The sequence below is a fragment of the Paenibacillus sp. JT22N7 genome (genome assembly GCF_059383875.1).
The window spans coordinates 50882-75898 of sequence record NZ_JBXENY010000014.1 but is presented as its reverse complement, the minus strand read 5'-3'; the positions used below and the strand labels follow the sequence as shown (position 1 = coordinate 75898).

The 25017-nt window shown below is 49.6% G+C and carries 21 protein-coding genes; 9 read left to right on the top strand and 12 right to left on the bottom strand.

The window, feature by feature from the left end; genetic code table 11:
- Positions 1-296 precede the first annotated feature (296 nt).
- Positions 297-1283 carry a LacI family DNA-binding transcriptional regulator gene (locus tag AC50Y5_RS29300; protein WP_056035053.1) on the top strand — a complete coding sequence of 329 codons (987 nt, stop codon included), beginning with the start codon at positions 297-299 and terminating at the stop codon, positions 1281-1283.
- Positions 1284-1334: 51 nt separating this feature from the next.
- Here AC50Y5_RS29300 and AC50Y5_RS29295 read toward each other — a convergent pair whose 3' ends face one another.
- The 7 genes from AC50Y5_RS29295 to AC50Y5_RS29265 all read right to left on the bottom strand — a co-directional run bounded on the left by AC50Y5_RS29295 (position 1335) and on the right by AC50Y5_RS29265 (position 9022).
- On the bottom strand, positions 1335-2063 hold the full coding sequence (locus AC50Y5_RS29295; protein WP_056035227.1) for a peptidylprolyl isomerase: 729 nt from the start codon (positions 2061-2063) through the stop codon (positions 1335-1337).
- A gap of 179 nt (positions 2064-2242) precedes the next feature.
- A complete protein-coding gene (gene cyoD / locus AC50Y5_RS29290; RefSeq protein ID WP_056035051.1) occupies positions 2243-2566 on the bottom strand; it encodes a cytochrome o ubiquinol oxidase subunit IV in 324 nt (107 codons plus the stop codon).
- A gap of 1 nt (position 2567) precedes the next feature.
- Complete coding sequence (gene cyoC, locus AC50Y5_RS29285; RefSeq protein WP_056035047.1) at positions 2568-3200, bottom strand: cytochrome o ubiquinol oxidase subunit III; 633 nt, start codon at positions 3198-3200, stop codon at positions 2568-2570.
- The gene (locus AC50Y5_RS29280) at positions 3200-5173 is read right to left on the bottom strand and encodes a cbb3-type cytochrome c oxidase subunit I (RefSeq protein WP_056035045.1); all 1974 of its coding nucleotides are present in this window, start codon (positions 5171-5173) and stop codon (positions 3200-3202) included. The genes cyoC and AC50Y5_RS29280 overlap by 1 nt, the downstream gene beginning before the upstream one ends.
- A gap of 24 nt (positions 5174-5197) precedes the next feature.
- Positions 5198-6160 (bottom strand): ubiquinol oxidase subunit II, encoded by a 963-nt coding sequence (gene cyoA, locus AC50Y5_RS29275; RefSeq protein ID WP_494865037.1) that lies wholly within the window; start codon positions 6158-6160, stop codon positions 5198-5200.
- A gap of 392 nt (positions 6161-6552) precedes the next feature.
- The gene (locus tag AC50Y5_RS29270) at positions 6553-6828 is read right to left on the bottom strand and encodes a hypothetical protein (protein WP_056035225.1); all 276 of its coding nucleotides are present in this window, start codon (positions 6826-6828) and stop codon (positions 6553-6555) included.
- A gap of 139 nt (positions 6829-6967) precedes the next feature.
- A complete protein-coding gene (locus AC50Y5_RS29265; protein ID WP_056035222.1) occupies positions 6968-9022 on the bottom strand; it encodes a transglycosylase domain-containing protein in 2055 nt (684 codons plus the stop codon).
- A gap of 370 nt (positions 9023-9392) precedes the next feature.
- Here AC50Y5_RS29265 and speE point away from each other — a divergent pair, with 370 nt between their 5' ends.
- Positions 9393-10220: a polyamine aminopropyltransferase gene (gene speE / locus AC50Y5_RS29260; RefSeq protein ID WP_099517729.1), complete on the top strand. Its 828-nt coding sequence runs from the start codon at positions 9393-9395 to the stop codon at positions 10218-10220.
- Between the two features lie 31 nt (positions 10221-10251).
- Positions 10252-11121: an agmatinase gene (speB, locus tag AC50Y5_RS29255; RefSeq protein ID WP_046229589.1), complete on the top strand. Its 870-nt coding sequence runs from the start codon at positions 10252-10254 to the stop codon at positions 11119-11121.
- Positions 11122-11245: 124 nt separating this feature from the next.
- Here speB and ssuD read toward each other — a convergent pair whose 3' ends face one another.
- A complete protein-coding gene (gene ssuD, locus AC50Y5_RS29250) occupies positions 11246-12397 on the bottom strand; it encodes an FMNH2-dependent alkanesulfonate monooxygenase (protein WP_494864967.1) in 1152 nt (383 codons plus the stop codon).
- A 51-nt stretch (positions 12398-12448) separates the two neighbouring features.
- Positions 12449-13888, bottom strand: coding sequence for a 4-hydroxyphenylacetate 3-hydroxylase family protein (locus tag AC50Y5_RS29245; RefSeq protein WP_494864965.1), 1440 nt, complete (start codon positions 13886-13888; stop codon positions 12449-12451).
- 243 nt (positions 13889-14131) lie between these two features.
- On the opposite strand from AC50Y5_RS29245, the gene AC50Y5_RS29240 reads away from it, so the two are divergent.
- The 3 genes from AC50Y5_RS29240 (at position 14132) to AC50Y5_RS29230 (ending at position 17390) form a co-directional block, all read left to right on the top strand.
- Positions 14132-14746: a TetR/AcrR family transcriptional regulator gene (locus AC50Y5_RS29240; RefSeq protein WP_056035037.1), complete on the top strand. Its 615-nt coding sequence runs from the start codon at positions 14132-14134 to the stop codon at positions 14744-14746.
- A 331-nt stretch (positions 14747-15077) separates the two neighbouring features.
- Positions 15078-16154: a dimethylsulfone monooxygenase SfnG gene (gene sfnG, locus AC50Y5_RS29235; RefSeq protein ID WP_056035034.1), complete on the top strand. Its 1077-nt coding sequence runs from the start codon at positions 15078-15080 to the stop codon at positions 16152-16154.
- A 24-nt stretch (positions 16155-16178) separates the two neighbouring features.
- Positions 16179-17390: an acyl-CoA dehydrogenase family protein gene (locus AC50Y5_RS29230; protein ID WP_056035031.1), complete on the top strand. Its 1212-nt coding sequence runs from the start codon at positions 16179-16181 to the stop codon at positions 17388-17390.
- Between the two features lie 75 nt (positions 17391-17465).
- Here the strand turns inward: AC50Y5_RS29230 and AC50Y5_RS29225 are convergent, their stop codons facing one another.
- The gene (locus AC50Y5_RS29225; RefSeq protein WP_056035029.1) at positions 17466-18017 is read right to left on the bottom strand and encodes a guanylate kinase; all 552 of its coding nucleotides are present in this window, start codon (positions 18015-18017) and stop codon (positions 17466-17468) included.
- Between the two features lie 166 nt (positions 18018-18183).
- Entirely contained in the window at positions 18184-19077 is an 894-nt protein-coding gene (locus AC50Y5_RS29220; protein WP_494864962.1) for a LysR family transcriptional regulator, read from the bottom strand.
- 113 nt (positions 19078-19190) lie between these two features.
- Between AC50Y5_RS29220 and AC50Y5_RS29215 the strand changes: the two genes are divergently transcribed.
- Both AC50Y5_RS29215 and AC50Y5_RS29210 read left to right on the top strand, forming a co-directional pair.
- Positions 19191-19565 (top strand): CidA/LrgA family holin-like protein, encoded by a 375-nt coding sequence (locus tag AC50Y5_RS29215; RefSeq protein WP_056035023.1) that lies wholly within the window; start codon positions 19191-19193, stop codon positions 19563-19565.
- Positions 19562-20245 carry an LrgB family protein gene (locus tag AC50Y5_RS29210; protein ID WP_494864960.1) on the top strand — a complete coding sequence of 228 codons (684 nt, stop codon included), beginning with the start codon at positions 19562-19564 and terminating at the stop codon, positions 20243-20245. The genes AC50Y5_RS29215 and AC50Y5_RS29210 overlap by 4 nt, the downstream gene beginning before the upstream one ends.
- Positions 20246-20287: 42 nt before the next feature.
- On the opposite strand, the gene AC50Y5_RS29205 is transcribed toward AC50Y5_RS29210, so the two are convergent.
- Complete coding sequence (locus AC50Y5_RS29205) at positions 20288-20560, bottom strand: hypothetical protein (RefSeq protein ID WP_494864958.1); 273 nt, start codon at positions 20558-20560, stop codon at positions 20288-20290.
- Between the two features lie 356 nt (positions 20561-20916).
- Between AC50Y5_RS29205 and AC50Y5_RS29200 the strand changes: the two genes are divergently transcribed.
- Positions 20917-24954 carry an S-layer homology domain-containing protein gene (locus tag AC50Y5_RS29200; RefSeq protein WP_494864956.1) on the top strand — a complete coding sequence of 1346 codons (4038 nt, stop codon included), beginning with the start codon at positions 20917-20919 and terminating at the stop codon, positions 24952-24954.
- Positions 24955-25017: the final 63 nt, after the last annotated feature.

Sequence of the window (25017 nt, the reverse complement as noted above, 5' to 3'; positions counted from 1 at the left end):
TTTTATATAATCTCGGTTTATATTTTTACGCGAAACGAGCAAAAATTACCGAAGGTATCGTATGCCGTTTACGCTTGAAATCTAAGGGTAATAAGGAGAACTCTTATTATCAGGCTTATATTTCTACGCGAAACGAGCTTTGCTACCATAGGTAGCTAAAGCCGTTTACGCTTGAAATCTAAGGATAATAAGGGGAACCTCTTATTATTAGGCTTATATTTCTACGCGAAACGAGCTTTGCTACCATAGGTAGCTAAAGCCGTTTACGCTTGAAGCAACAGATTGGAGAGAGTGCAGTGGTCAGTATTAAAGATATCGCTAAGAAAGCTGGTGTCTCGATATCGACGGTTTCCTACGCGCTGAACGGCAGCCCGAAGGTGACGTCGGAGACATGTGCCAAAATTTTAGCTATAGCCAAAGAGTTGAACTACGTGCCGAACGCGGCTGCCCGTACGCTTAAGACGCGCGAGACTAAAATTATTGGCGTATATTTGACCGACTTCAGTGGGGCCTTTTATGGGGATTTGCTGCAAGGGGTGAATGAAATGCTGCACCGCAAAGGCTATGATACGATTGTATGCAGCGGCAAGCGTTCGCATCGCATGCTTCCAGAGCGGATGATTGACGGTGCAATTGTGCTCGATGCCACGTTCGATAGCACAGAGCTGCTGCGGTACGCGGAGCTGGGGCATAAAGTAGTTGTGCTCGACCGCGAGCTGAACCACCCGAATATTAATCAGGTACTGCTTGATAACAAGGCAGGAGCTACACTTGCGATGGAGCATTTGCTGGATCGGGGCTTTCGCAAAATCTATGCGATTATGGGGCCGGAAGAGTCTTATGACGCAGGTCAGCGGCTGCAAGCGGTCAAGCAGGCGGTGGAGCGCTGCGATGACTTGACGTTTGAAGCCATTGAAGGCAGCTTCCGCAAGGAATCCGGCGAGGAAGCAGCTAAAAAAATATTAGCTGAATACACGGGGCCTGCTGCTGTTTTTTGCATGAACGATGAAATGGCGATTGGCGTGCACAACTATGTATCCCAGACAGACTATGTCGTAGGCGAGCATATTCATATTATCGGTTTTGACAATGTGGAGCTGGCCTCGTATATGCAGCCAAAGCTGGCCACGATTGATTATTCCAAACATAAATGGGGAGCGCTTGCATCGGAGCAGCTGCTGAAAATCATAGCCGGAGAGCCGGTCGAGAACGAGCGGATTTATGTGACGCTGGTTGAAGGCGACTCTGTTGGCACAAATAAAGAGGCTAGCGCCCAGCGCTAGCCTCTTTCCTTGTTGCAAGGCAGATACAATATACAATGCACCTATCAAAAACTATTTCGTTTTTTCCGGCTCCTCGAACGTCATGCCTTTCAAGTCAACGGTCACTTTCGTCATCGAAAGCGGCTCGTTCGGACGATCCTGGCTGTTGGTCGGCTGGTTGACGATTTGATCAACCGCATCCATGCCTTCAATAACGGCGCCGAAGGAAGCATATTCGTTATCAAGCGTTGGCGCATCCGCTACCATAATGAAAAATTGGGAGCCAGCGGAGTTCGGTTCGCCCGTTCTCGCCATGGAGATCACGCCGCGCGTGTGCTTCAAATCATTTTGAAAGCCGTTTGACGTGAATTCCCCTGGAATCGAATAGCCAGGGCCGCCGGCGCCTGTTCCATCCGGATCGCCGCCTTGAATCATAAAACCTTGAATGACACGGTGAAAAATCAACCCGTCATAATAGCCTTTTTGGACGAGCGATATAAAATTGTCAACTGTATTCGGTGCAATTTCCGGATACAGCTCAACTTTAATGTAGGTGTCATTGCTCATCTGAATCGTTACGACCGGATGCTTGTCCGAGTCAAGCAGATTGGCTGATGGGCTGGATGAAGGCTCAGCCGATGCAGCAGGTGCCGAAGACTCGCTGGACACGTTAGCTGCCGATCCAGCGGCTCCTGAGCTGGAATTGCTGCCTGTACCGCTTCCTGCGCCGCAAGCGGATATAACAAGCATCATGGCTGCCAGAAGCAGAAGCAGCGAAAAAGCTTTTTTGGTGCTTTTCATTTTCAACATGTAAAGGGTTCCTCCTAAAATGATTGTAGAGACACAGCGTAGCAGCTGTCTAATCAGGCTAAAAGCTATTCCAAGTGTACTATAGCCCTATTGGAAAATAAAGCGAAACAACAAGAACCCCCGCCGGCACTCAGGGAGCGCCATCGGGGGTTCTTGTTGTTATGCGTAAGCTAACCTACAACGTTGTAGGACATAATCCAGATAGAGCCTGCAACGATGGTGAGCAAGATGACGAGCCCGAATATAAGTGCCATCGTGTTGTAACGCGGCTTTTCCTCGTCTCTTAAATGCATGAAGAAGAACAATTGAACGACGAATTGCAAGGCTGCCATAATCAGAATGACGATTATCGTAAGCTTCTTGCTCAGCATATCGTTCATGACGATGACAATCGGGATAATCGTCAAAATAATCGACAATACAAACCCGATGACATAGGACCTCATGGAACCATGTGATTCATGAGACGGGGAATGCGAGTTGTGGTTATCCATGCTACATCACCCCCATCAGATAGACGACCGTAAGGACGAAAATCCAAACGACGTCCAAAAAGTGCCAGTACAAGCTAATAATATTAACCTTGCGCTGTGTTACTGGCGTAATGCCGCGACGGTACAATTGAATCATCAGCGCGGTCATCCATACGATACCGACCGAAACGTGAAGACCGTGCGTACCGACAAGTGTGAAGAAAGCAGACCAGTAAGCGCTAGTGCCAATTGTTACGCCTTCGTGTACCAGCTCAATAAACTCGCTGACCTCCAAATAGATGAAGGCAAGACCGAGAACTGCGGTAACGGCGAGCCAGCCAATAAGGCCTTTCTTATTGCCTCTGTGCATTTGAAGCACTGCGATACCGCTTGTAAAGCTGCTTGTAAGCAAGATGAACGTTTCGGCGATAACGCCAGGCATCTTGAACATTTCGTCGGCCGTAGGGCCGCCATCCGTGCTGAGTCGAAGTACGACAAATGTTGCAAATAACGTACCGAACAAAATAACGTCGGTAATTAGAAACATCCAGAAGCCGAATGTTTTGAGTGATTCATGTTCATGCTCATGGTGCTCGTCATGATGACCGTGGCCGCCATGGCCGTGCTTATCATGACCGGTTACTGCTTGTGCCATTATTTTGTCCCTCCTAATGCGGCTTCCGTCCGCTCGATCTCATCTACAGGAATGTAGTAGTCGGTATCGTAGCTGAAGGAACGCGCCAGCATGCAAATGGCAACGCCGATTGCGCCAGGTATAATCATCCATTTCCAATCCCAGACGAACCCGAAGCCCATAACGAAGAAGGAAACGGAAATCAAAAATGGAATGGCAGAGTTTTTCGGCATATGAATCGGTTCAAGTGGAGCAAGCGGCTTAGGCTTTCCGCCATTTGCCAAACGCTGCTTCTCTTCCCACCAAGCATCCTCGCTGTCTACAACCGGAACTCTTGCAAAGTTATAAAGCGGTGCAGGAGATGGAATCGACCATTCCAGCGTACGGCCATCCCATGAATCGCCGGTTGGCTCTTTTTTGTAAAACTTGATGCTGTGCGCGATTTGCCATACTTGGAACAGGAACGCCAGACCCATAATAAACGCGCCGACAGTAGAGACGATGTTAAGCGGCTGCCAGCCCATATCAAAGTTGTATTCGTTGAAACGACGGGTCATCCCCATCAAGCCAAGCGCGTACTGCGGCATGAAACAAACGTAGAAACCGATGTTCCACAGCCAGAATGCCCATTTTCCAAGGCCTTCATGCAGCTTGAAGCCGAACATCTTAGGCCACCAGTAGTAAAGTCCGGCGAAGTAACCGAATACGACGCCCCCGATCAGCACTTGGTGGAAGTGGGCAATCAGGAAGTAACTGTTGTGGAACTGGAAGTCAGCAGGCGCGACAGAGAGCATAACCCCGGTCATACCGCCGACGATAAAGCAAGGAATAAAGGCGATCGTCCAAAGCATCGGCGTTGGGAACGTCAGCTTGCCTCGGTACATCGTAAACAGCCAGTTAAATACTTTAACCCCTGTAGGAATGGCAATCAGCATCGTCGTTACGGCGAAGAAAGCATTGACGTTCGCGCCGGAACCCATGGTGAAGAAGTGATGCGCCCATGTAAAGAACGAGAAGAAGCTAATCGACATCAGGGCGAATACCATGGATTTGTAACCGAACAGCTTTTTCTTCGAGAAAGCCGATACGACTTCGGAGAAAATACCGAACGCCGGCAAAATAACGATATATACTTCGGGATGTCCCCACATCCAGATGAGGTTGATATACATCATCGGGTTGCCGCCGCCATCGAGCGTAAAGAAGTGAGCGCCGAAGTAGCGGTCAATAAACAGCAGGAACAAAGTAACGGTCAAGATTGGGAAAGCAAACATAATTGTAATACACGAGGAAAGTACGGACCAGACAAACATCGGCATTTTCATCAGCTTCATGCCTGGTGCGCGCATTTTCAAAATCGTTACGACAAAGTTAATACCGGTGGCTAAGGAGCCAATACCGGAAATCTGAATGCCCCAAATATAGAAATCCTGTCCTAGACCCGGGCTTCCTGACAGCTCGGAAAGCGGTGGATAGGCCAGCCAGCCTGCATCCGGCGAACCGCCGATAACGAAGGAAACGTTAAACAGCATGGCGCCAAAGAAAAACATCCAAAAGCTGAGCGAGTTCAGGAACGGGTAGGCGACGTCGCGCGCGCCGATTTGCAGCGGCACAACGATATTGAATAAGCCGAACATAAGTGGCATCGCCATAAATAAAATCATAATAACGCCGTGCGTTGTAAAGATCGCATTATAGTGATCGGCGTGGAGGAACTCTACCTGCGGCACAGCGAGCTGCACCCGCATCAGCAGGGCATCGACGCCACCACGGAAAAGCATGAGAATCGACGCGATAATATACATAATGCCGATCCGTTTATGATCGACGGTGGTCAGCCATTCCGTCCATAGCCAGCGCCATTTTTTGAAATACGATAGGGCGAAAACGACGGCAACCATGGACAAGCCGATGGATACCTGTGCTCCAAGTATGAGCGGGTCGCCAGTGATGAAAAAATCATTGAGCAAGAAATCGATTAGATTCTGAAACATGCGGCGTCTCCTTTCGTCTTGTGTTTAGTGTGAATGCTCGTTCGTTGAAGATTCTTGGTCATGATTCATATCCATGCCGTCCATATCTTTCATGTCCATATCACTCATATCCATGTCGTGATCCTTGTTGGTGTCTTCTTCTGTAGCTGTGGAGCCGCCATGATGATGGGCAGAGCCGCCTTCGCCAATGTATTGCATCACGACTTTCTGGAACAGTCCTTCAGGGAAGGAGGAGAACGATTGCACCGTCTCAACGCTTGGCTCAGTAAGCTTCTCAAAGCCTTCTTGTGTCAGCGCTGGAGCGGTTGTCTTCACCTCTTGAACCCACGCTTTATAATCATCCTCGGAAGTTGCCTTCACATTAAAGGTCATTTGGGCAAAATGCTCCCCAGTGAAGTTGGCGCCCGAGCCATAATAATTGCCAATCTCATCTGCTTGCAGATAAAGCGTCATAGCCATGCCGGACATCGTATAAATTTGGCCGCCCAGCTGCGGAATCCAGAACGAATTCATCGCCGTATCCGAAGTCAGTCTGAACTGAATCGGAGTGCCCTCTGGAATTTGAAGGTAGTTGACTGTAGATATGCCCTCTTCCGGGTACGTGAACAGCCATTTCCAATCCAGCGAGGTCACTTCAATCGTTATCGGTGCTTTCGCGGAAGCAATCGGCTTGGATGGCTCCAGCTCATACGAATACTTGACCGTTACGATTGCCAGAATAGCGATAACTACAATTGGAATACTCCACCAAATAATCTCCAGCTTCGTGCTGTGATTCCAGTTCGGCTGGTAGGGAGCGTTGTTGCCTTTTTTGTCACGGTAGCGCCATACGATGTAGCCGGTCAAGATCAGAACGGGCACGACAATAACCAGACAGAGGATCGTTGAAAAATAAATCAAATCCTTCTGGCTCTCGCCAATTGGCCCTTTTGGATCGAGCACCAGATACTGCTCGCCGCAGCCAGAGAGAAGAACGGCCATCAGCATGATGAGCAGGGGTGTCAATACACGAATATAACGTCTCAAATGGTTCAACTCCTTGGATATACTCTTAGCCTTAACATTAGCAGAAGTTACGGAGAATAACTGCTGACTTAACAATTACGTCAACAATTCGTCTTTTTTTTGTAATAGAAAGTTCACCAGTTCGACAATTGTCTTTGTCGGGCTCTCTAAAAAGCTCCGGCTTTATCTAAGGTGAAACGGATATCTCCGTCCTTTGGCGGTTTGCGCGGGCTAAGGCTTGTCCTGCTGCATGAATCCTATCGTCATAATTATGGCTGCATTAAATAGGTTGAAAAAAATAAAAAGCCTCACTGTCAAATCGACGGTGAGGCTTTAAATTGTACGTTCTCAATGGCTGTGCTGCTTCAGCACGGTTACTTCTGTTCTTCTTCAGCCTGCTGGGCCCGTCTTGCATGCACAAGGCCAATGGCAGTGCCAATGGTGTAGATAAATACGCTGCCTACCATAAATCCGAGCCCGACCATAAGCCATACGTTCTTATCGCTGAAGTGGCTGAGATTTATTAAGCAAAGGACTACGCCTACTGAGAGAACGGTCCAAGCGATGATGGTCATTGCGGTTACTAAACGTTTCACACTAGCTGCAGTTGCAGATTTAACGTCGCTGATTGTTGCTGTTTTCGTTGTCATTATAAACACCCCGTTTACTTGTAAGTGCTTTCTTGCACTCATTATAACACACTTTATGCGAAATGTTCAAAGAAAATTCACGATTTGATCAAATTTCCGACAAAATTAGGGGAAGTGCCTTTACTTTTAGGTTTTTGTATTAGTCGTGCTGCCACCAGCGCTTCAAATCATTCCACCAGGATTTTCGCTCCTCGGCAGCTTTGCTCTCTCCTGTTCCCTGAACGGAGGTGTCCCCGGGCTCTCCCGATGCTTCGCCGCATACTTCGACAGGTTCTGTGCCTTTGACGAAATATTCGAGCTGCTTCGCCGAGCAGGTGGCTTCTGCCAGCTTGCCGCTGGCGGGATCGACGTAGACGCTGACGACATCCTCCGGTATCGGAAAAATTTTCGGCGGAACCGCCGACAGCGCCTGTTCGGTATAGGCGGCGAAAATCGGCGCTGCGCGGTGCGCCTCGGCAACGGTCAGCTTGCGGCCTTTGTCAAAGCCCGTCCAGACTGCTGTAGCCAGCTCTGGCGTATAGCCAACGAGCCAAGCATCATTAGCGGTCGTGCCTGTTTTGCCAGCGACAGGCCGTTTAATCATGGCCGCTACCCGATTTCCTGTACCTCCGGTATCGAAGACACTCTCCATCAGGCTGGTCAATACGAACGCATTTGCGGGATCGACAACCTGCTCGGCTTGTTGCTTCGCTTCATATAAGATGTGTCCGCTGCGATCCTCTATTCTTGTAATAGCGATCGGTTCTACCCGTTTGCCGCCGTTAGCCAGCACAGCGAAAGCCGAAGCCATCTGGTAGGGGCTGACCGGGAAGGTGCCCAGCGCGAGCGATGGCAGCGGGCTCATCGGGCTGGTTATGCCCAGCTTGCGCGCCGTCTCAATGACTTTGTCCGCGCCGACCGCCATAATCGTATCTACAGCGTAAATGTTATCGGAGCTGGCAATCGCCTGCCGCATCGTAATAAAGTCATTGGTGTACTTGTCATTGTAATTGCTCGGCTTATACACTTTGCGTCCCTCATCATAGATGAAGGAGGTCGGCTCGCTTTTGAAGCGTGAAATGGGCGTCAACAGCCCGTTTTGGAGCGCGGTTAAATAAACAATCGGCTTGAAAGAAGAGCCGGGCTGGCGTGTATCCGCAAATACGCGGTTAAATTGATTGTTCTTGTAATCCCTCCCGCCAACCATGGCTTTAATGTAGCCATTGCGCGGATCAAGCGAGATGAGCGCTGCTTGCTGACCGTCACTGTCCGCCAGCTCCTTGTCGACGGCGGCTTCGGCAGCATTTTGCGCCACAGGATCAAGGGTTGTATAAATCGTAATGCCGCCTTCGTTCAGCAGCTGCTCGTTGATGCCGAGCTTGTCTACGGCTAAATATTTCACATAATCGCGAAAATACGGTGCGAATCCGGTCTGGTTGCCGGCTCCGAGCGGCTGGAATTGCAGCACCTCTTTATAAGCCTTACCCGCTTCCATCTTCGAAATCACACCATCCTCGGCCATAATGGACAAAATGGTAAGCTGCCTGTCCTTGGCGTTTTTCATATCCATGTATGGGGAATAGTATTTGGGACCCTTCGGAATGCCGGCCAGCATGGCGCTTTCGGCGAGCGTCAATTCCGATGCTTTCTTATTAAAATACAACGACGCTGCCGCCTCAATGCCATACGCGCCATGCCCGTAATAGATTTGGTTCAAATAGAGGCCCAAAATTTCGTCCTTGGAATAATGCATCTCCAGCTGAATCGTATAGATCGCTTCTTTGAATTTGCGCTGCCACGTTTTCTCATGCGTTAAATACAAATTGCGGGCGAGCTGCTGCGTCAGCGTGCTGGCGCCTTGCTTGGCTGATAACGAAACGGTATTCGCCACGATGGCGCGTCCCAGCCCTTTGATGTCGAAGCCAGGGTGGTCGTAGAAGCGCCTGTCTTCAATTGCAATGGTCGCCTTCACCAGATTGGGGGATATTTGATCGAGCGGGACGGAACGGCGATTTTCGCCCGTATGGAATGTATCGATAACCTGGCCATGCAGGTCGAGCATTTGGGAAGTTTGGCTTATGGATGCCGCAGGCAGCGACTGCATGCTTAAATACAGCAGTGCACCGACAAAGCAGGCGGTCAGCAGCAGAAACAGCGCGGCGAGCCGCCCCGCCCATTTTTTAAATCGATAAAAGGCTGTAGGCTGCTGGACCATTCCGGGTACCTGATGCTGGGGCGTCTGATGCCGGGATGCTTGCTGTGCGGATGCTGGGGCCGCTTGTGTGCGCCGGTTTCGGTTCAAGTTTGGACGCTGGTGGAGTCTAGGGAAAAACCGTTCAGAAAACGCAGAAAGCTTGCGTCTTAAGGACGGCTTGGCGGGCTTGATTTTGTGCTTGTTCATGGAGCGTGCTCCCTTCGGATGAACGATCATTCCTCATTAGTATGGAAAAAGCAGGGAGGCTATATTCATCCTATGTTAGCGGAGTGTTAATTTTTTGGGCGGATATGGTTTAAAAGGTTGCTTTTTGACCTCGTTCTACTATAATACAGATTGAACCATTGACGGAAAGAAGGGATATCACGCTATGGAATTGTGGTACACGGAGAAACAAACTGACAGCTTCGGCATTACGGCGAAGATTAAAGAAACTTATGTTACGGAACAAACAGACTTTCAAAAGCTCGATATGATTGAGACGGAAGAATTCGGAACGATGCTCGTATTGGATGGCATGGTTATGACGACAGTGAAGGATGAGTTCGTTTACCACGAGATGGTTGCTCACCCGATCCTGTTCACGCACCCGAACCCTGAGCATGTGCTCGTCGTGGGCGGCGGCGACGGCGGCGTTATTCGCGAAATCATGAAACACCCTAAGGTGAAAAAAGCAGTCCTCGTTGACATCGACGGCAAAGTTATCGAATATTCGAAAAAATATTTGCCGACTATTGCTGGCGAGCTGGACAACCCGCGCGTAGAAGTAATCGTGAATGATGGCTTCATGCATATCCACGATCACAAAAACACGTATGATGTCATTATGGTTGACTCCACAGAGCCAGTTGGCCCTGCAGCCAACCTGTTCACACGCGGCTTCTATCAAGGCATTTACGAAGCGCTGAAGGAAGATGGCATTTTCGTTGCTCAGACGGACAACCCTTGGTTTAAAGCGGACCTGATCCAAAGCGTCAACAAGGATGTGAAAGAAGTGTTCCCAATCGTGCGTGTATACGGTGCGAACATTCCTACGTATCCAAGCGGCCTGTGGACATTTACGCTGGGCAGCAAAAAATACGATCCGCTTGAGGTTGACGAAGCGTCAATCGCCGAGATCGAAACGAAATATTACACTCCGCGCCTTCACAAAGCGGCATTCGTGCTGCCTAAATTTGTGGAAGACCTGATTAAATAAGCAAACGTACAGAAAGCGAGGACAAGCCCTCATGAAACTCGATCAAAAATATTCCGGCAACGTCTTCATCCTGAGCTCTGAGGATTATGCGGCTTCCAAAGCAGTCATCTACGGCATGCCGATGGATTTCACCGTCAGCTTCCGTCCAGGCTCGCGCTTCGGCCCTCCGCGCATTCGCGAAGTATCGATTGGCCTGGAAGAATACAGCCCGTATCTTGACCGCAGCCTCGAAGAGATTGAATACTTCGATGCAGGCGACCTGCTGCTGCCATTCGGCAACGCGGCACGCAGCCTTGAAATCATCGGCGAATTTGTGCGCGGCGTACTGAACGATGGCAAAATGCCAGTCGGAATGGGCGGCGAGCATCTCGTATCTTGGCCGATTTTCCAAGAGGTGTATGCGAAATATCCGGATCTTGCGATCATTCATTTTGATGCGCATGCGGATCTGCGTGAAAGCTACGAAGGCGAGCCTTTGTCGCACTCCACGCCGCTGCGCAAAGCAGCAGGACTGCTTGGCGGCAAAAACATTTACCAATTCGGTATTCGTTCGGGCTCGCGCGAGGAGTTCCAATATGCTCGCGAGAACATTAATTTCCACCCGTTCGAGGTGCTGGAGCCTTTGAAAAAAGTGCTTCCGGAGCTGGCAGGACGTCCGGTTTACTTGACGATCGACATCGATGTGCTTGATCCTTCGGCAGCGCCGGGCACGGGCACAGCAGAAGCAGGCGGCATCACATCGAAAGAGCTGATCGAAGCGGTTCACGCTATCGCGGCTTCCGGTGTGAACGTTGTGGGCTGCGACCTTGTCGAGGTAGCGCCAGCTTACGACCCGACGGAGCAAACGCAAATCGTTGCGGCGAAGGTCATTCGCGAAATGCTGCTTGGTTTTATTAAGTAGAACTTGAATATAAGCAGCACTTGAAATCAGAAAGAAGCTTGCTCTGGCATAGATTGCCGGGGCAAGCTTCTTTTTCATTCAGACTCAGGATTTCTACTTCTGAAACGAAGGCTATTTCGTCATTTCATCGCTTCGCCGACAGCTTCTCCCCGCCCGGTATTTCATTGTTGGCGATCATTTCGCCGAACGGGCTGATGAAGGAAGGGTTGCTTTCGGTATCCCTAAGGTTTAAGGGCAGCTTCGGAAAGAGCAGCTCGGCTGTTCGGTAAGCTTCCTCCAGATGCGGATAGCCTGACAAAATAAACGTTTCAATGCCCAGCTCCGCGTATTCTTTCATGCGTGCAGCTACGCTGTCCGGGCTTCCGACCAGGGCCGTACCTGCGCCGCCGCGAACAAGTCCGATGCCCGCCCACAGATTAGGGCTGATCTCCAGCTTGGAGCGGTCGCCGGCGTGCAGCTGCGCCATCCTCTTCTGGCCCTCAGAGTCCATTCTGGCGAAAATTTGCTGGGCAGAAGCAATCGTATCTTCATCTAAATGCTGAATCAATTCATTTGCAGCCTTCCATGCTTCTTCATCAGTAGAACGGACAATGACATGCAGGCGAATGCCGAACCGCAGTGTTCGGCCCTGTGCGGCTGCGAGCTTCCGCATCCGGGTGATTTTTTCCTCGACCTGCTGAGGCGGCTCGCCCCATGTTAAATACACATCGACATGCTCGGCTGCGACCTCCATGGCTGCTTCCGAGGAGCCGCCGAAATAGAGCGGAGGGTAGGGCTTTTGAATCGATGGGTACAGCGCCTTGCCTCCTTCGATCCGGATATGCTCGCCTGCAAAATCCACCGATTCCCCTTCGAGCTCCTTGCGCCACACCTCCAAAAACTCGTCCGTCAACGCATACCGATCATCGTGGCTGAGGAAAAGGCCGTCTCCAGCCAGCTCTACGGGATCGCCGCCCGCTACGACATTAATCAACAATCGACCGTTGGAGAAGCGGTCTAGCGTCGCGGACATGCGTGCGGCAAGGGTAGGCGATACGAGCCCGGGCCTGACCGCCACCAGAAATTTCAACCGTTCTGTAACGGGGATGAGGCTGGAGGCGACGACCCAGGCGTCCTCACAGGATTTGCCCGTCGGCAGCAAAACGCCGCTGTAGCCGAGCTCATCCGCTGCTTGGGCAATTTGCTTGCAATAGGAGTAGCTGACGGCCCGCGCTCCCTCGCGTGTTCCTAAATATCGCCCGTCGCCATGTGTGGGAATAAACCAGAATATTTCCATGCCGTAGTGGCCTCCTTTATTAAAATCGTTGCTTTATCGCAAGCTTGTCATTCAGCGCTTGCTGCTTTCCTTAAGCAGCCGCCAGACGGGGTCTGTCAGGCTTTCCTTATCAAAGCCGAGATATTGGTTGGCATAAGCCCGGACGGGATCGCCGGCATAGAAACGCTCATACAGCTCATGCCGTGACCCGAGCGGACTTCCGACCAAATCCCAGGCCAGCTTGAACAACTGGACCTTCTTCTCGGCGCTGACGGAGGCACCCTCAAAATAAAGATGCATCAGCTTCGAGATGGGGCCATAAAAGTCCTCGACGCCTGCGGGTGCCTGCACAAACCCGCCGCCACCGACCTGCTGGACAATTTCAATGGCTCGCGGGTAAAACTTCGTTCCAATATTGCGAGCTGCATCAATGTAGGAAATATCCGGAACGAGCACGCCGGCAGCATCGGGCCGGGCCTGTGTCTCGGAGGCGATGACAAGCGCCTTCATGACCGAAATTTGTGTCAGCAGCTCCCCGAGCTTTTCCTGCACATGCAGAAAGCCATTGGCGCCAATCGCCTCCGCAATCGCGAATGCAATGCCGGTTACAAATTCGAGCTTGGCGACATAGCGCACAACATTTTGATGGAAAGCCAGCGCATTGGCTGTCTTGTTCGCTCTGAGCGCGAGCACCTTCTCGGAATCACCGTGCAGCAGCACCCTTTCCCAAGGAATGAGCACATCATCGAAAAATAGCACCGCATCCATCTCGTCATAACGGGAGCTCAAAATATGATTCTGCTCTCTGCCGTCCGCGAAGGATTCCCGGCAAACAATATGCAGCCCTGGCGAGTTAGCCGGTACGATCAGCACATGAGCGTGCTTGCGCTCCTCAGACTTGAATTTAAGAAAGGAGAAAATGAGGAAATCATGGGTATAGGGCGCGCCTGTCGCAATCATTTTGGCACCCCGTACGACGATGCCTTCGCTCGTCTCCTTCACCACATGCAGAAAACGTTCAGAGATGCGGCTGTCTTCCAAACTGCTGGATCGGTCAATCTGCGGGTCGATAATGGCGGTAGTCAAAAATAAATCCTGATCCCGCGCTTTCTCATAATAGGCGGTGATTTTGGATTCGAAATGGGGATCAAGCTGACCCAGATCGGATCTTGCCGCATACCAGCCGGTTACCATCGACCGTGCATAGTCGGACAGCCTGCTCATCATGCCGTGCGTCTCCTGTGACCAGAAAGCAAACGACTCGCTGCGTTTCGCAAGCTGCTCGGAAGTATAGGGCACAAGGAAGGAGCTGTGGGCATAGCGGTCGGTCCCTGAAACTTGAAAGCCGATTTTATCCCGCACTTCCGGGTCGTCGAGTTGATTAAATAAGGTTTTGATTGTCTCAAGCGTGCCTTTGAAGGCTGGATGGGCAGGCAAATCACTTAGTTTCTCTCCTCCAAGCCATACGCTTCTCCCATCATTCAAGCTTTGAAGAAAATGTCCTCCCCGCACTGAAGCTGGTCTCCTTTCATGGGTAAACCCTTGCTTTTTTAATCTCGCAAAAACCAATTGATTTAGTTTGATTTATTTATTATTATAGCTAGTAACCTGAAGGCAGCAACAAACAATCTGCCTGGTTTTATTGCTAAACCAACATTAAGCGGCCATATGTTGCCGTGCTTTGCCCATAGCCTATTTTTCCAACATATTCAATTCATGTGTCGGACTAAGCGGAGGAGGACTGAAGTTCATCAGATGGAACATTCAAACGCTCATTCTGTTGATCGCCGTATTCAACGCACGCGCCAGACGATTATCGATGCATTTGTGAAGCTCATGATGGAGAAGGAGTTTTCAAGCATTATCATTAAGGATATTACGGAGAAAGCCAATGTGAATCGCTCAACGTTCTATGCCCACTATTTAGATAAGTATGATTTGCTGGATAAAATCGTGGAACAAAAGTTTTCTGCCCTGCGCATTCTTATGGAGCATGAGCTCGCGAAGCCGGAGCGCGAGCAGCCGGGTTTTGAAGCGCCTGATCCTTATTTTCTCGCTTTATTCGAGCATATTGCGGACAATGAAAGCTTCTATAGCGCGATGTTTGCTAAAAAGCCGAGCGAAGCTTTCGGGGTGAAAATGGCGGATGTCATTCGGGAAAGCTGCTATGCCCAAATATCAGCGATGAGCCTGGAGAAGAAGATGATGGTTCCTATGGACTTGCTGCTCGATTATATGAGCGCATCCATTATGGGCATCATCCAAAGCTGGCTTGACCAGCGGATGATTTATTCCCCGCGTTACATTGCCCTCCAGCTTACACGCCTCTCCCTTTCGGGAACGTATGCGGCAATGGGGCTGCAAAAATAAGCTCACTACAGATTCAGCTGCAAAGTGGATTATTGTTTTGATCCCTGCTATTCCATACGCTAAATGTAGGATATCCAACAAATTCGCTATAAATGGCGGTTGCATTGCTAGCGTGATTAGCTATTATAAATATCAAATACGATTAATTTTATCGGAATTAAATGCTTTCTTTTTTTTAAAACGTTTCATTATCAAAAACTGCCGATTAGACCACTAAAGGCACCTGATTTAAGTAAAGCTTCAGGTGTCTTTTTCGTGCGCAAAAATTGGGCCGCAAGGAGGGATAGCGCAGGCTATCCTCTTGACTAAAAAATCAGTAGAGGTGAGTAAAATGACTTTGAAATTTGCTTATTGGGTGCCAAATGTAAGCGGAGGCTTGGTCATCTCCAAAATTCCGCAAAAAACCGGATGGTCGTTCGATGATAATGCGAGATATGCGCAGATTGCAGAAGAAGCGGGCTTCGAATTTGCGCTGCTCCAGACCCGTTTCATTGCCAGTTATGGAGCAGACAATCAGTTGGAGGCGATTAGTCTGGCTTCTGCGCTGGCGGCAGTGACCTCAAAGATTAAATTGATTGCGGCTGTATTGCCGGGTTTATGGCATCCGGGGACAGTAGCCAAAATGATTTCAACTATTGATCATATCAGCCATGGAAGGGCTGCCGTTAACATCGTCAGCGGCTGGTTTAAGGGAGAGTTTCATGGCTATGGCGAGCCATGGCTGGATCACGACGAGCGCTACCGCAGGTCGGAGGAATTTATCCGCGTGCTGCAAGAGCTGTGGTCGCAGGATGAAGCTTCCTTCCGCGGCGATTTCTACCGCCTTAACTCCGCACCCCTGAAGCCGAAGCCGAGCGTCATTCCACCCGTATTTCAAGGTGGCAATTCCTCGGCAGCACGAAAGATGGCCTCTCTAGTATCGGATTGGTATTTTATGAATGGCAATACGATCGACGGCTTCAAGGCGCAAATTGATGAGGTTAAGGCGGCTGCGGCGGCTAATAATCGTGAGCTGCGGGTAGGGGCAAATGCATTTGTCATCGTGCGGGATACGGAAGAAGAGGCCAGGCAGGTGCTGAGGGACATTATTGCGTATTCGGACCCCGAGGCTGTAGAAGGTTTCCGCAGTCAAGTGCAGTTCGCCGGGAAAGCCTCGCCTGAGAAGGAGGGGATGTGGGCGAACTCGGATTACAACGATCTGGTGCAGTACAACGATGGCTTTAAGACGGGTCTCATTGGCACGGCTGAGCAGGTGGCTGACAAGATCATCGCGCTAAAGGCCATTGGGGTGGACCTCATTCTGACCGCCTTTCTGCATTACGATGAAGACATTCAAGCATTCGGCGAAAAAGTGATTCCTCTCGTTCGGGAGAAGGAAGCAGCGTTGCTGAGCGTAGCATCCCAATAATAAGAAACTTAAGGAGAGATGAAGATGAGTGTACAAATAGCATCGACTGCAGACCATGTTAAGCCTGACTATGAGCAGCTAAGGGAAGAAATTCGCAGCTTGGTAGAAGCGGAGATTAAGCCAAGAGCGGAGACCACGGATAGAGAAGGCCGCTTTCCTAAAGAAAATCTGCAAGCACTGGCTGAAGCTGGCTGGAATGGCGTGCTGATCCCTGAGCAATGGAAGGGGCGCGGATTGGATCATGTCGCCTTCGCGATTGCGGCTGAGGAAATCGGCAAGGGCTGCCCTTCTACCTCGCTCGTATATGTGATGCATGTGGGCGCCGTCCAGACGATTGCGCTGTACGGTAACGACGATCAGAAGGAGCGCTGGCTTGTGCCGGTAAGCGAGGGGCTTGTAGGCACCTATTCAACAAGCGAGAAAGCATCGGGCGGTCATTGGTGGTTCAACTTCAGCGAAGCTTCCCGCGATGGGGACGATTATATACTGAATGCCGAGAAGTCGTTTACAACCAGCTCGGGCCAGGCGGATTTTTATGTGTTCCAGACGAGGACGCCTGGTGCGCAGACCCCTACCGATGTTAGCTTTTTCCTTGTAGATAGCAAGCTGCCGGGCATTACACCTGGCGTATGGGATGCATTAGGTGTGCGAGGCAACCATAGCGGCCCGATTACTTATGAGGGTGTACGGGTTGAGGCTCAGGACAAATTAGGAATCGAAGGACAAGGCCGGGAGATTTTGGAGAGCGGCGTATCTCCGGTATACCTGATTGGGCTAGGATCAACCTGGCTGGGCGTTGCAGAGGCTGCTCTGGAGGCGGCGACCGCTTATGTGAAAGGCATGGTTCACCGGGATTTCAATAAACGGCTGGCCGATTATCAAATTATTCGCCAGCAGCTGGCCGAAGTGAAAATTTTAATCGAAAGCCTTAAGCCGTGGCAGCAAGCATTGGCGAAGCAGCTGGATGAGCTCCAAGCGCAGGGCAGGCCGCAGGTAGAGTTGCTGCTGCCGCTGGTGGAATTTAAGGTGCATGCGGCCGAGGTGGCGAACAAAGCGACTAAAGCGGCATTGGATGTAACAGGAGGTTATGGCTACAAAAAAGGCGTATTCGAGCGTTTGTTTCGAGATGCCAGAGCTGGCATTGCGATGGGGCCTTCCAACAATATTGCAAGAGAGTGGATCGGCAAAGCGCTAGTCGGTCTGCCGCTGGAGCTGTGGCATGAGGGCGGAGACTAATCGAGAAGGAAGCAGCTTTTAGTAAAATAAATAACGGGTACTGCTCTGATTGTAGAGCAGTACCCGTTTTTGTAATTATAAATGCGATTGAATCGCCTCGCGAATTTTCATCATCGTGCGATTCAGGTCGAGATTTTCCAGCACATGCTCACATTGCTTGCGGTAGACGACCTCTTCGGTGTAAATCGACATGTAGCTGTTGATAACCTCCGCAGGAAGCCCCTTCGCCTCCAGCCGCTCAATGACGGTGCGTTTCTCTACGTACAGGAAGATGCGGACGACTTGCTCGCCGTACAGCTTCTTGATCAGCGAAGCGCCATCGCTGTTGAGAATCATATACACATGCTTGCCCTCGCTCAGTAAGTCAGTAAGCTCATGAGTGCGGATTCCATAATGATGCTTATGGATAACGGCGGTTTCAATAAAATCGCCGCTTGCGTTCATCCGGTCAAATCGTTCTTGCTCAATATAGTGATAGTCGCGGTCAGGCGGCTCAGAATCTCGTGGAGGGCGTGTTGTGTAAGAGCTGACATGCTTGATGCCAAGTTCCTTGCCAATCCGGTGAGCCATCGTTTTTCTTCCAGATCCGCTAGTACCGGTGAAAATGAAGATATAAGGTCCAGCCATAGCCTGTCGCCTCCTTCATCGCGTAGAAATATAAGTCCATTTATAAGCTCATCTATAAGCTCTTCACTTAAAATGTCTTATATTTTAAAGATAGCATTCGACAAAAATCGCGTGAATCCTTCTTTATGGAAGAAGCCGCTATGATAATTTTCAATAAATTGGTAAATCAAGACCCCTTCGATTCAAAATAAGCCTTCGTAAACCGTATCCATTCTTGGGCGGCAAACGATAAATACCCGTCTCGACGCCAGATCATCGCAAGATTCCAAGGAATGACGGGATCTACCATAGCAATCGTGCTGATGCGCGACGTATCGAGTTTCTGGCAAATGGCTTCGGGCAGCAGAGCGATGCCGAGTCCAACCGCCACCGTTTCACAAATAAAATCCCACTGGGAGCTTTCGAGCATGATTTTGGGTTTAAAGCCGAGACGTGCGCATTCGTCTATGATGCGGGCATGCAGCGCGAAGTCCTCGCGGTACATAATGAACGCCTCCTGCTCAAGCTCGCGCAGCGTCAGCTTGCTGCGTCCTGCCAGCGGATGCTGGCGGTGCATGACGACTCTAAGGCTTGCATTTTGAACCGGAAAAACCTCGAATTGGTCATTTCTCACAGGCATCATGACAATCCCGGCATCAATGGCGCCGCTAGCTACTTCGGCCTCTACGGTCAGCGAGCCCTCCTCGATCAGCCGAATCGTCAGTCCGGGATAGCGCTTCACGAACAGGCTGACGATCTCAGGGAACATAATCGAGCTGATCATCGGCGGGAGGCCAATGCGCACCAGCCCTTTGCGAAAATCAGTTACATCGTTAAGCTCGTTTTGCAAGGTTTTGAACAGGCGGACAATATCCTGCGACTGGGCTACGATAGCTTGACCTGCATCGGTCAGCTGCACTTTTTTCCCGGATCGAATGAATAGGGGAGTCTGCAGCTCATCCTCCAGGTTTTTAATCATTTTGCTAATGGTAGGCTGCGTAATATGCAGGGCCTCGGCTGCTTTCGTGAAGCTTTCATGGCGCACGACCTCCAGCACATATTCCAAATGACGAATGTCCATTCAGGCACTCCTATTTTTCTGGCATAGATAATATCAATACAGATCATTCTAATTATTCATTTTACCTATGTCAATTCGCAGGTATACACTGGATGAAGGAAGGGGCTATACGCATGATAAGAAAAATAACACTTGGACTCGTCCAGGTTCTCTTTTTTGTAGCACTGTTTTGGACGCTTAATGGATTATCGGTTTGGCTGCATTTGAAGGTGCCGGGAAGCATTTTGGGGCTGATTCTCGTCTTTCTGCTGCTGCATTTTAGAGTGATCAAGGTGGAATGGGTCGAGCTGGGCTCGAAGTGGCTGGTGGCGGAAATGCTGTTGTTTTTCATTCCTCCTGCTGCGGGCATGATGCAGTTTAAAGATTTATTGCTGGGGAGCGGCGTGCAAATTTTGCTCGTTATTGTGGTGACTTCTATTCTCGTCATGGTGTGCGCTGGCGTAATGACGCAATTCGTAGCGAGCAGGAAAGAGCGGGGAAGAGGATGATGGCGCTGATCTATATTTTGCTGACAGTAGGCATTTATTGGGGAGCAAAGCGGCTTCATCGCTTGAAGCCCATGCTGCTGCTGTCTCCGCTGCTTGTGACACCGATTGCCGTCATTCTTATTCTGGCATTAGGGAAAATCCCTTATCAAAATTATAATGAAGGCGGCCATTTGCTCAGCAGCATGGTTGGCCCGGCAACGATTGCTTTGGCGGTTCCTATGTATAAGAATGCAGCTATTATGAAAAAGCATGTGCTTGAAATTATTGCGGGCGTTCTATCGGGCTGGATTGTCGGCATGCTGGCGGCGCTGTTGTTCAGCCGTTCGCTGAAGCTGAGCGATAGCCTGATTGACTCGCTGCTGCTGCGCTCGACGACAACGCCGATTGCGCTGGCCATTAATGATATGATCGGCGGCATTTCTACCTTGACGGCTATTTTCGTGCTGCTTACAGGCATCCTTGGCACGATTATCGGGCCGCTCGTTATTCGAATGGCACGCATTCGCAGCGATATCGCAAAAGGGGTTCTAATGGGGAGCAGCGCGCATAGCGCTGGTGCTCATAAAGCGTTTGAGTTTGGGCTTGTTCCGGGATCGATTGCGAGCATTGCGATGATCGCGACCGCCTTTATCTCACTGGCGCTGCTGCCTTGGCTGACGGGGCTGTTCATGCATGGGTAAGTGAGGCCAGGTGGTAAGCGAAGAGGCTTTGCTTGCCTCAGCTTAAGGCCCGAAAAAAAGCACGGCGAGCGGTGAAAACATAAAAATGTACCAGCCGAACAGCAGGAAGTTGACCCAAGCGACAGCTGCGTGCCAAATGGATTGTTTTCTAGCCTGAAACGGGCCGCAAAAGCTTAGAATCGAGCCTGCCAGGCTGCTTGCAAACCCAATAAGCCACTGCGAACCGAACAGCTGCTGCTTTGTCATTAAAAAATAGAAGGTTAAAAGTGCCATGAATGCGGCTAATAGGTTAAGCATACTGCGTGCTTTGCTCATTTGATCAGCTCCTTGCTGCGAGTTGCATATTTATTTTGTGAATGTTTGCAAAATTACGATTAGAGATAATTTATAAATTGAAATAATTTTATTTTAAGGCTACAGGCATGCATAAAATAGTACCATTTTTTTATGGTACTTAAATAATATGAAGATTTAGTGAACATTAATAGGGTACAAATGATTTAGTGCTAATGAATTTTATGGAAAACCTTTAATTTCGCCATATATCATCCGAATATACTAGTATGTGGGTCTTTAATACTCCTTTTTCCTAACTTTTTATAGGTATAAGGTTGTGTTTTGAAGTCTTGCAATACAGTAGGAGAAAAATATAGTGGGGAGATTGGGAAATCATGAAGAAGGCTTTATCCAGAAAGATCATTGCACTAAGCACAGCGTTTCTGACTGTGTTCTCTGGCGTAGTTCCTGCACTTGCTGCATCGGCGGCAGAGCAAGGCGCTAGTTCGACGCCGACAACTGCAACGGCCGCATTTAATGACACGAACGGCCATTGGGGACGCAGCGCGATAGAGCAGTGGAGCAGCTACGGCGTCGTGAAGGGAAACAACGGTGCATTCCGTCCTAATGATTCGGTAACGAGAGCGGAATTCGCAACTATGATTAATAATGTGATGAAATATGTTAATTCAAAGGGTAGTTCATTTTCTGATGTGAGTACTAATCAATGGCACTACGATGCTATTGCCAAATTATATGCAGCTGGCGTGCTCAAAGGCTCTAACGGCAAAGCTTTGCCGGACAGCCAAATATCGCGCCAAGAAGCAGCTGTCATGTTGGCGAAAGCTTTTCAGACGGGGGAGCAAGCAGGGGTCTTAACCTTCAAGGATAGCGACCAAATTGCCGCTTGGGCGAAGGGGGCTGTTCAAGGCTTGGTTGAAAAAGCGGTCATTGGCGGCAGACCGGACGGCACGTTTCAGCCGAAAGCCAATCTGACACGCGCAGAGGCGGTTACGCTTTTTGATCATCTGGTAGAGGAGCTTATCTCTGTTTCCGGTGAATATTCGCAGGATGTGCAAGGGAATCTGTTGATTAATACGACGGATGTCTTTTTGAAAAATATGACGATCACGGGCGACCTGTATATTGCCCAAGGTGTTGGCGAAGGTGAAGTTACGCTCGACAACGTTACGATTACAGGTGGCGTGTATGTGCAAGGCGGCGGCGAGCACTCGATTATTTTTAATAATGTCGATGTAAAAGGGGCTTTGGTCGTCAATAAATATAACGGAAAGGTGCGCGTTCTTGCGACGGGCAGCACCTCTGTGTCGGTAACGATTTTGGAAAGCGGCGCTATGCTTGTAACGAAGGAGCTTACAGGGGGCGGGTTTGAAACGGTGGAAATTCCGGCAGATATTTTGGCAGGGCAGGAGATCAAGCTGGATGGCAGCTTCACGAAAGTTGTGAATCAGGCAGCGGACGTTGAAATTACAGCTTCCGGCAGTATTAAAGAGCTGGTAGCTGGAGCCGCAACGACTATTACAGGCGGTGCCTCGGTTGAAAAAGTAACGCAGGCAGGCGGCGCTAACTTCACCGTGACCGTAAATGGTGCGATCGTGCAGCCATCCGGCTCAACGAGTAGCGCTGGCGGCAGTTCAACGGGTAGTTCATCAGGTGGTTCAAACGGCGGAGGCAGCAATAGCGGCGGTCAGAGCGTTGCGGTTAGCGGAGTTACAGTTAATCCTGCACAGCTTTCGCTTAATGTGGGTCAGAGCAAGCAGCTTACAGCCTCGGTAGCTCCGGCAAACGCTGCGAATAAAAACCTGATATGGAGCATTGCGGAAGGCAGCGCGGATATAATCGCTGTGAGCGAGACAGGCGTTGTCACAGCCAAAGCCTTCGGTACTGGAACGGTTACGGTAACAACAGCGGACGGAGGTTATACGGCCAGCGCAATTGTGTCGGTTCTTCCACCGGCTTTTAGCATCAAGCTCGCGAACTATGAAGGAGCGCTCATCGCCAGCGAAACACAGCTAGAGGAGGCTGAGAGACAAAATAGCGCAAGCGTAAGCATCGGTGCAATTCAGCCGTCTCTCGTTGTCCAAAATCAATACAGCGCAGCGCTCACGGCTCAAGCGGCTCTGCAAGCAGACTCCGAAGGCGAACATGCCTTGTATGCCGTCATTAGTTTGACGGACAGTAATGGCCAGCTGTTGACAGATACTTCGAATGTGGGATTGACCGTCAACGATTCAACGTACAATCCTGTGTTTGGTGAAGGATTGACAGCGGAGCATCAGGAGGGAAGCTTTGTTCTGAAGCTTGCTATTGAACAGCCGGATGTGGTTACACCATTCAAGCTGGTATTGTCGAAGGAAGGTTTTTCTGACACAACGGTATGGCTGACTTATCGTCCGCTTGGCACGGTCGTCCTGCAGACGATTGGCGCAATTACAGGGGACCTTGCATTTGGAAGTGAGCTAACTGCTGGAACACTTCATTACGAGGGGGCACCAGCTAATCAAAATGTAGTTTACCAGTGGTATTCCTCAGATACAGAGCAAGGTTTTTATGCTCCGATTACAGGTGCTTCCTCTTCCAGCTATATACTCACGCCAGCGGAAGGTGGAAAATACATTCGGGTGCTTGCTTCTGCTGATGAGCAGCAAGTAAGCGGCTCGGCGCTAAGCCCAGCATTTGGCCCGGTAGAGAAAGCAGTCAATGCCGATGAAGTATTCGCGGGAATTGAGTCTGTCTATCTTGGCAGCAATAAAAGCAAGATGGGTGTTGTATCCAATCTGACGCTGCCAGCGGCTTTGCCCGCTTTCCCGGGCGTGACTATATCCTGGACGTCGGACAATGAGCAAGCGGTTTCGAATACGGGTATCGTCGCAAGAGACAGCCAAAATGACAAGTTCGCCAAGCTGACAGCGGTTTTGGGCGGCAAAGCCTTCGGAACGAAAGAATATGAAGTGATTGTCAGAGCGGTTGGAAGCAATGATGTCGTGATTGAAAATTTTATTGATCCCTATTTTGTTGCTAATTATCCGCAAGCTTATGTAAAGGATGGCACGATTCGCGTCAAGTATGCGCTAAATAAGCCAGCTGAACTGTATATGGTAGTTAATGCAATGAATGGACGCTGGAAGTCTGATGTAAAGGCTGTTATTGAAGGGCATGCGGGTGTGAATAACGACATCGTGCAAGGAAATGTGTGGCCTTACTTTAAGATTGAAGCAGCAGATGTCAATCAAGTGCAGGAATTTAATACTGGAGTAGCACCTTCCGCAGCAACTCAAGGAGAACTGCGAATTGAATTTGCTATTATGGATACGGTGAATCAGTATACGTCAAGCAAGGTCACAACGATTCTGTTTGATCGGGAAACGATAGGGGCGTTGGATTCCACTCCGCCAAAGTCGTATGACAGCTCTAAATTCATTAATAAATCGCGCGATACCGTCTATGTCTATTTCGATAAAAAGCTAGATAGCAGTGCTGTGCCTGCTGCGAGCGAGTTTGCTTTGAGTGCGGGCCAGATACAAGAGGTGAGCTTGCACAACTCAGAATCTCTTTATGGAATTGTTAAATCATACGTCAAACTTGGAGTAAGTGGCATATCGGAATCGGATGCTAGTGTACTTGCGATCAGTTATCAGGGTTCTACGCTGCGGGATCTAACGGATGCCCGAAATAAAGTGGCTGCTTTTTCGAATAAACGAATTAATTCGCTTTCCGTATATGCGGCAACTGTCAAAATCGGCTCGGATCGCAAGTCGGCCAAAGTCATGATTAATCCAAGCTGGAACCCCGATGATAACGAGATCAGAGGATTGACGAAAGAAGACTTTGTGATGAATATAGCGGGACAGGGTAGCTTCTCTCCGTCAAGCATTTCATATAGCTACTCATTAACGGATATGGCTTATCTTATTAAGTTTGATACCGCATTGCCGCAAGGAGATGCTGAAATACGCATTAATACAGCAGGAATAGTCGATTATGCGAAAGACTCTTACCCTATTGAGCTTGTATCCACCTCTGCTGTACAAATTGCAGAACCAGGCAGTCCTACGGCTGTATATACAAGAAGCACAGGACAGATTAAGCTCATTTTTGAGAACGGATATGAAATTGGCAACTTGGGAGTAGGAGCTGGTTTTGTATTAAAGGTAGATGGTATCGAATATGCACTCAGAGGCAGTATTTTGTTCCACACGAGTGGTTATGATAGCAATTCGCAGCTGATGTGGTCAGGTGTTGGAATAGACTTTACTGATCGTTACTCCGTAAGGTTTAGTGATGCCATTAATGCAGGTGCCGACATTCAAATCAAGTACGTCAAGGTGAATGGTGACAATAAAGATCAGTTGGGAGACGCAACAGGAACATTATTGCCAGACTTTGATTACGTTACAGTTGCTAAGCAGTAAAGGGGTTTGGAAAGAAGTCTTTTAGAAAAATGAACGTGCACCCGTTAGTTTGGAGGCCTTACA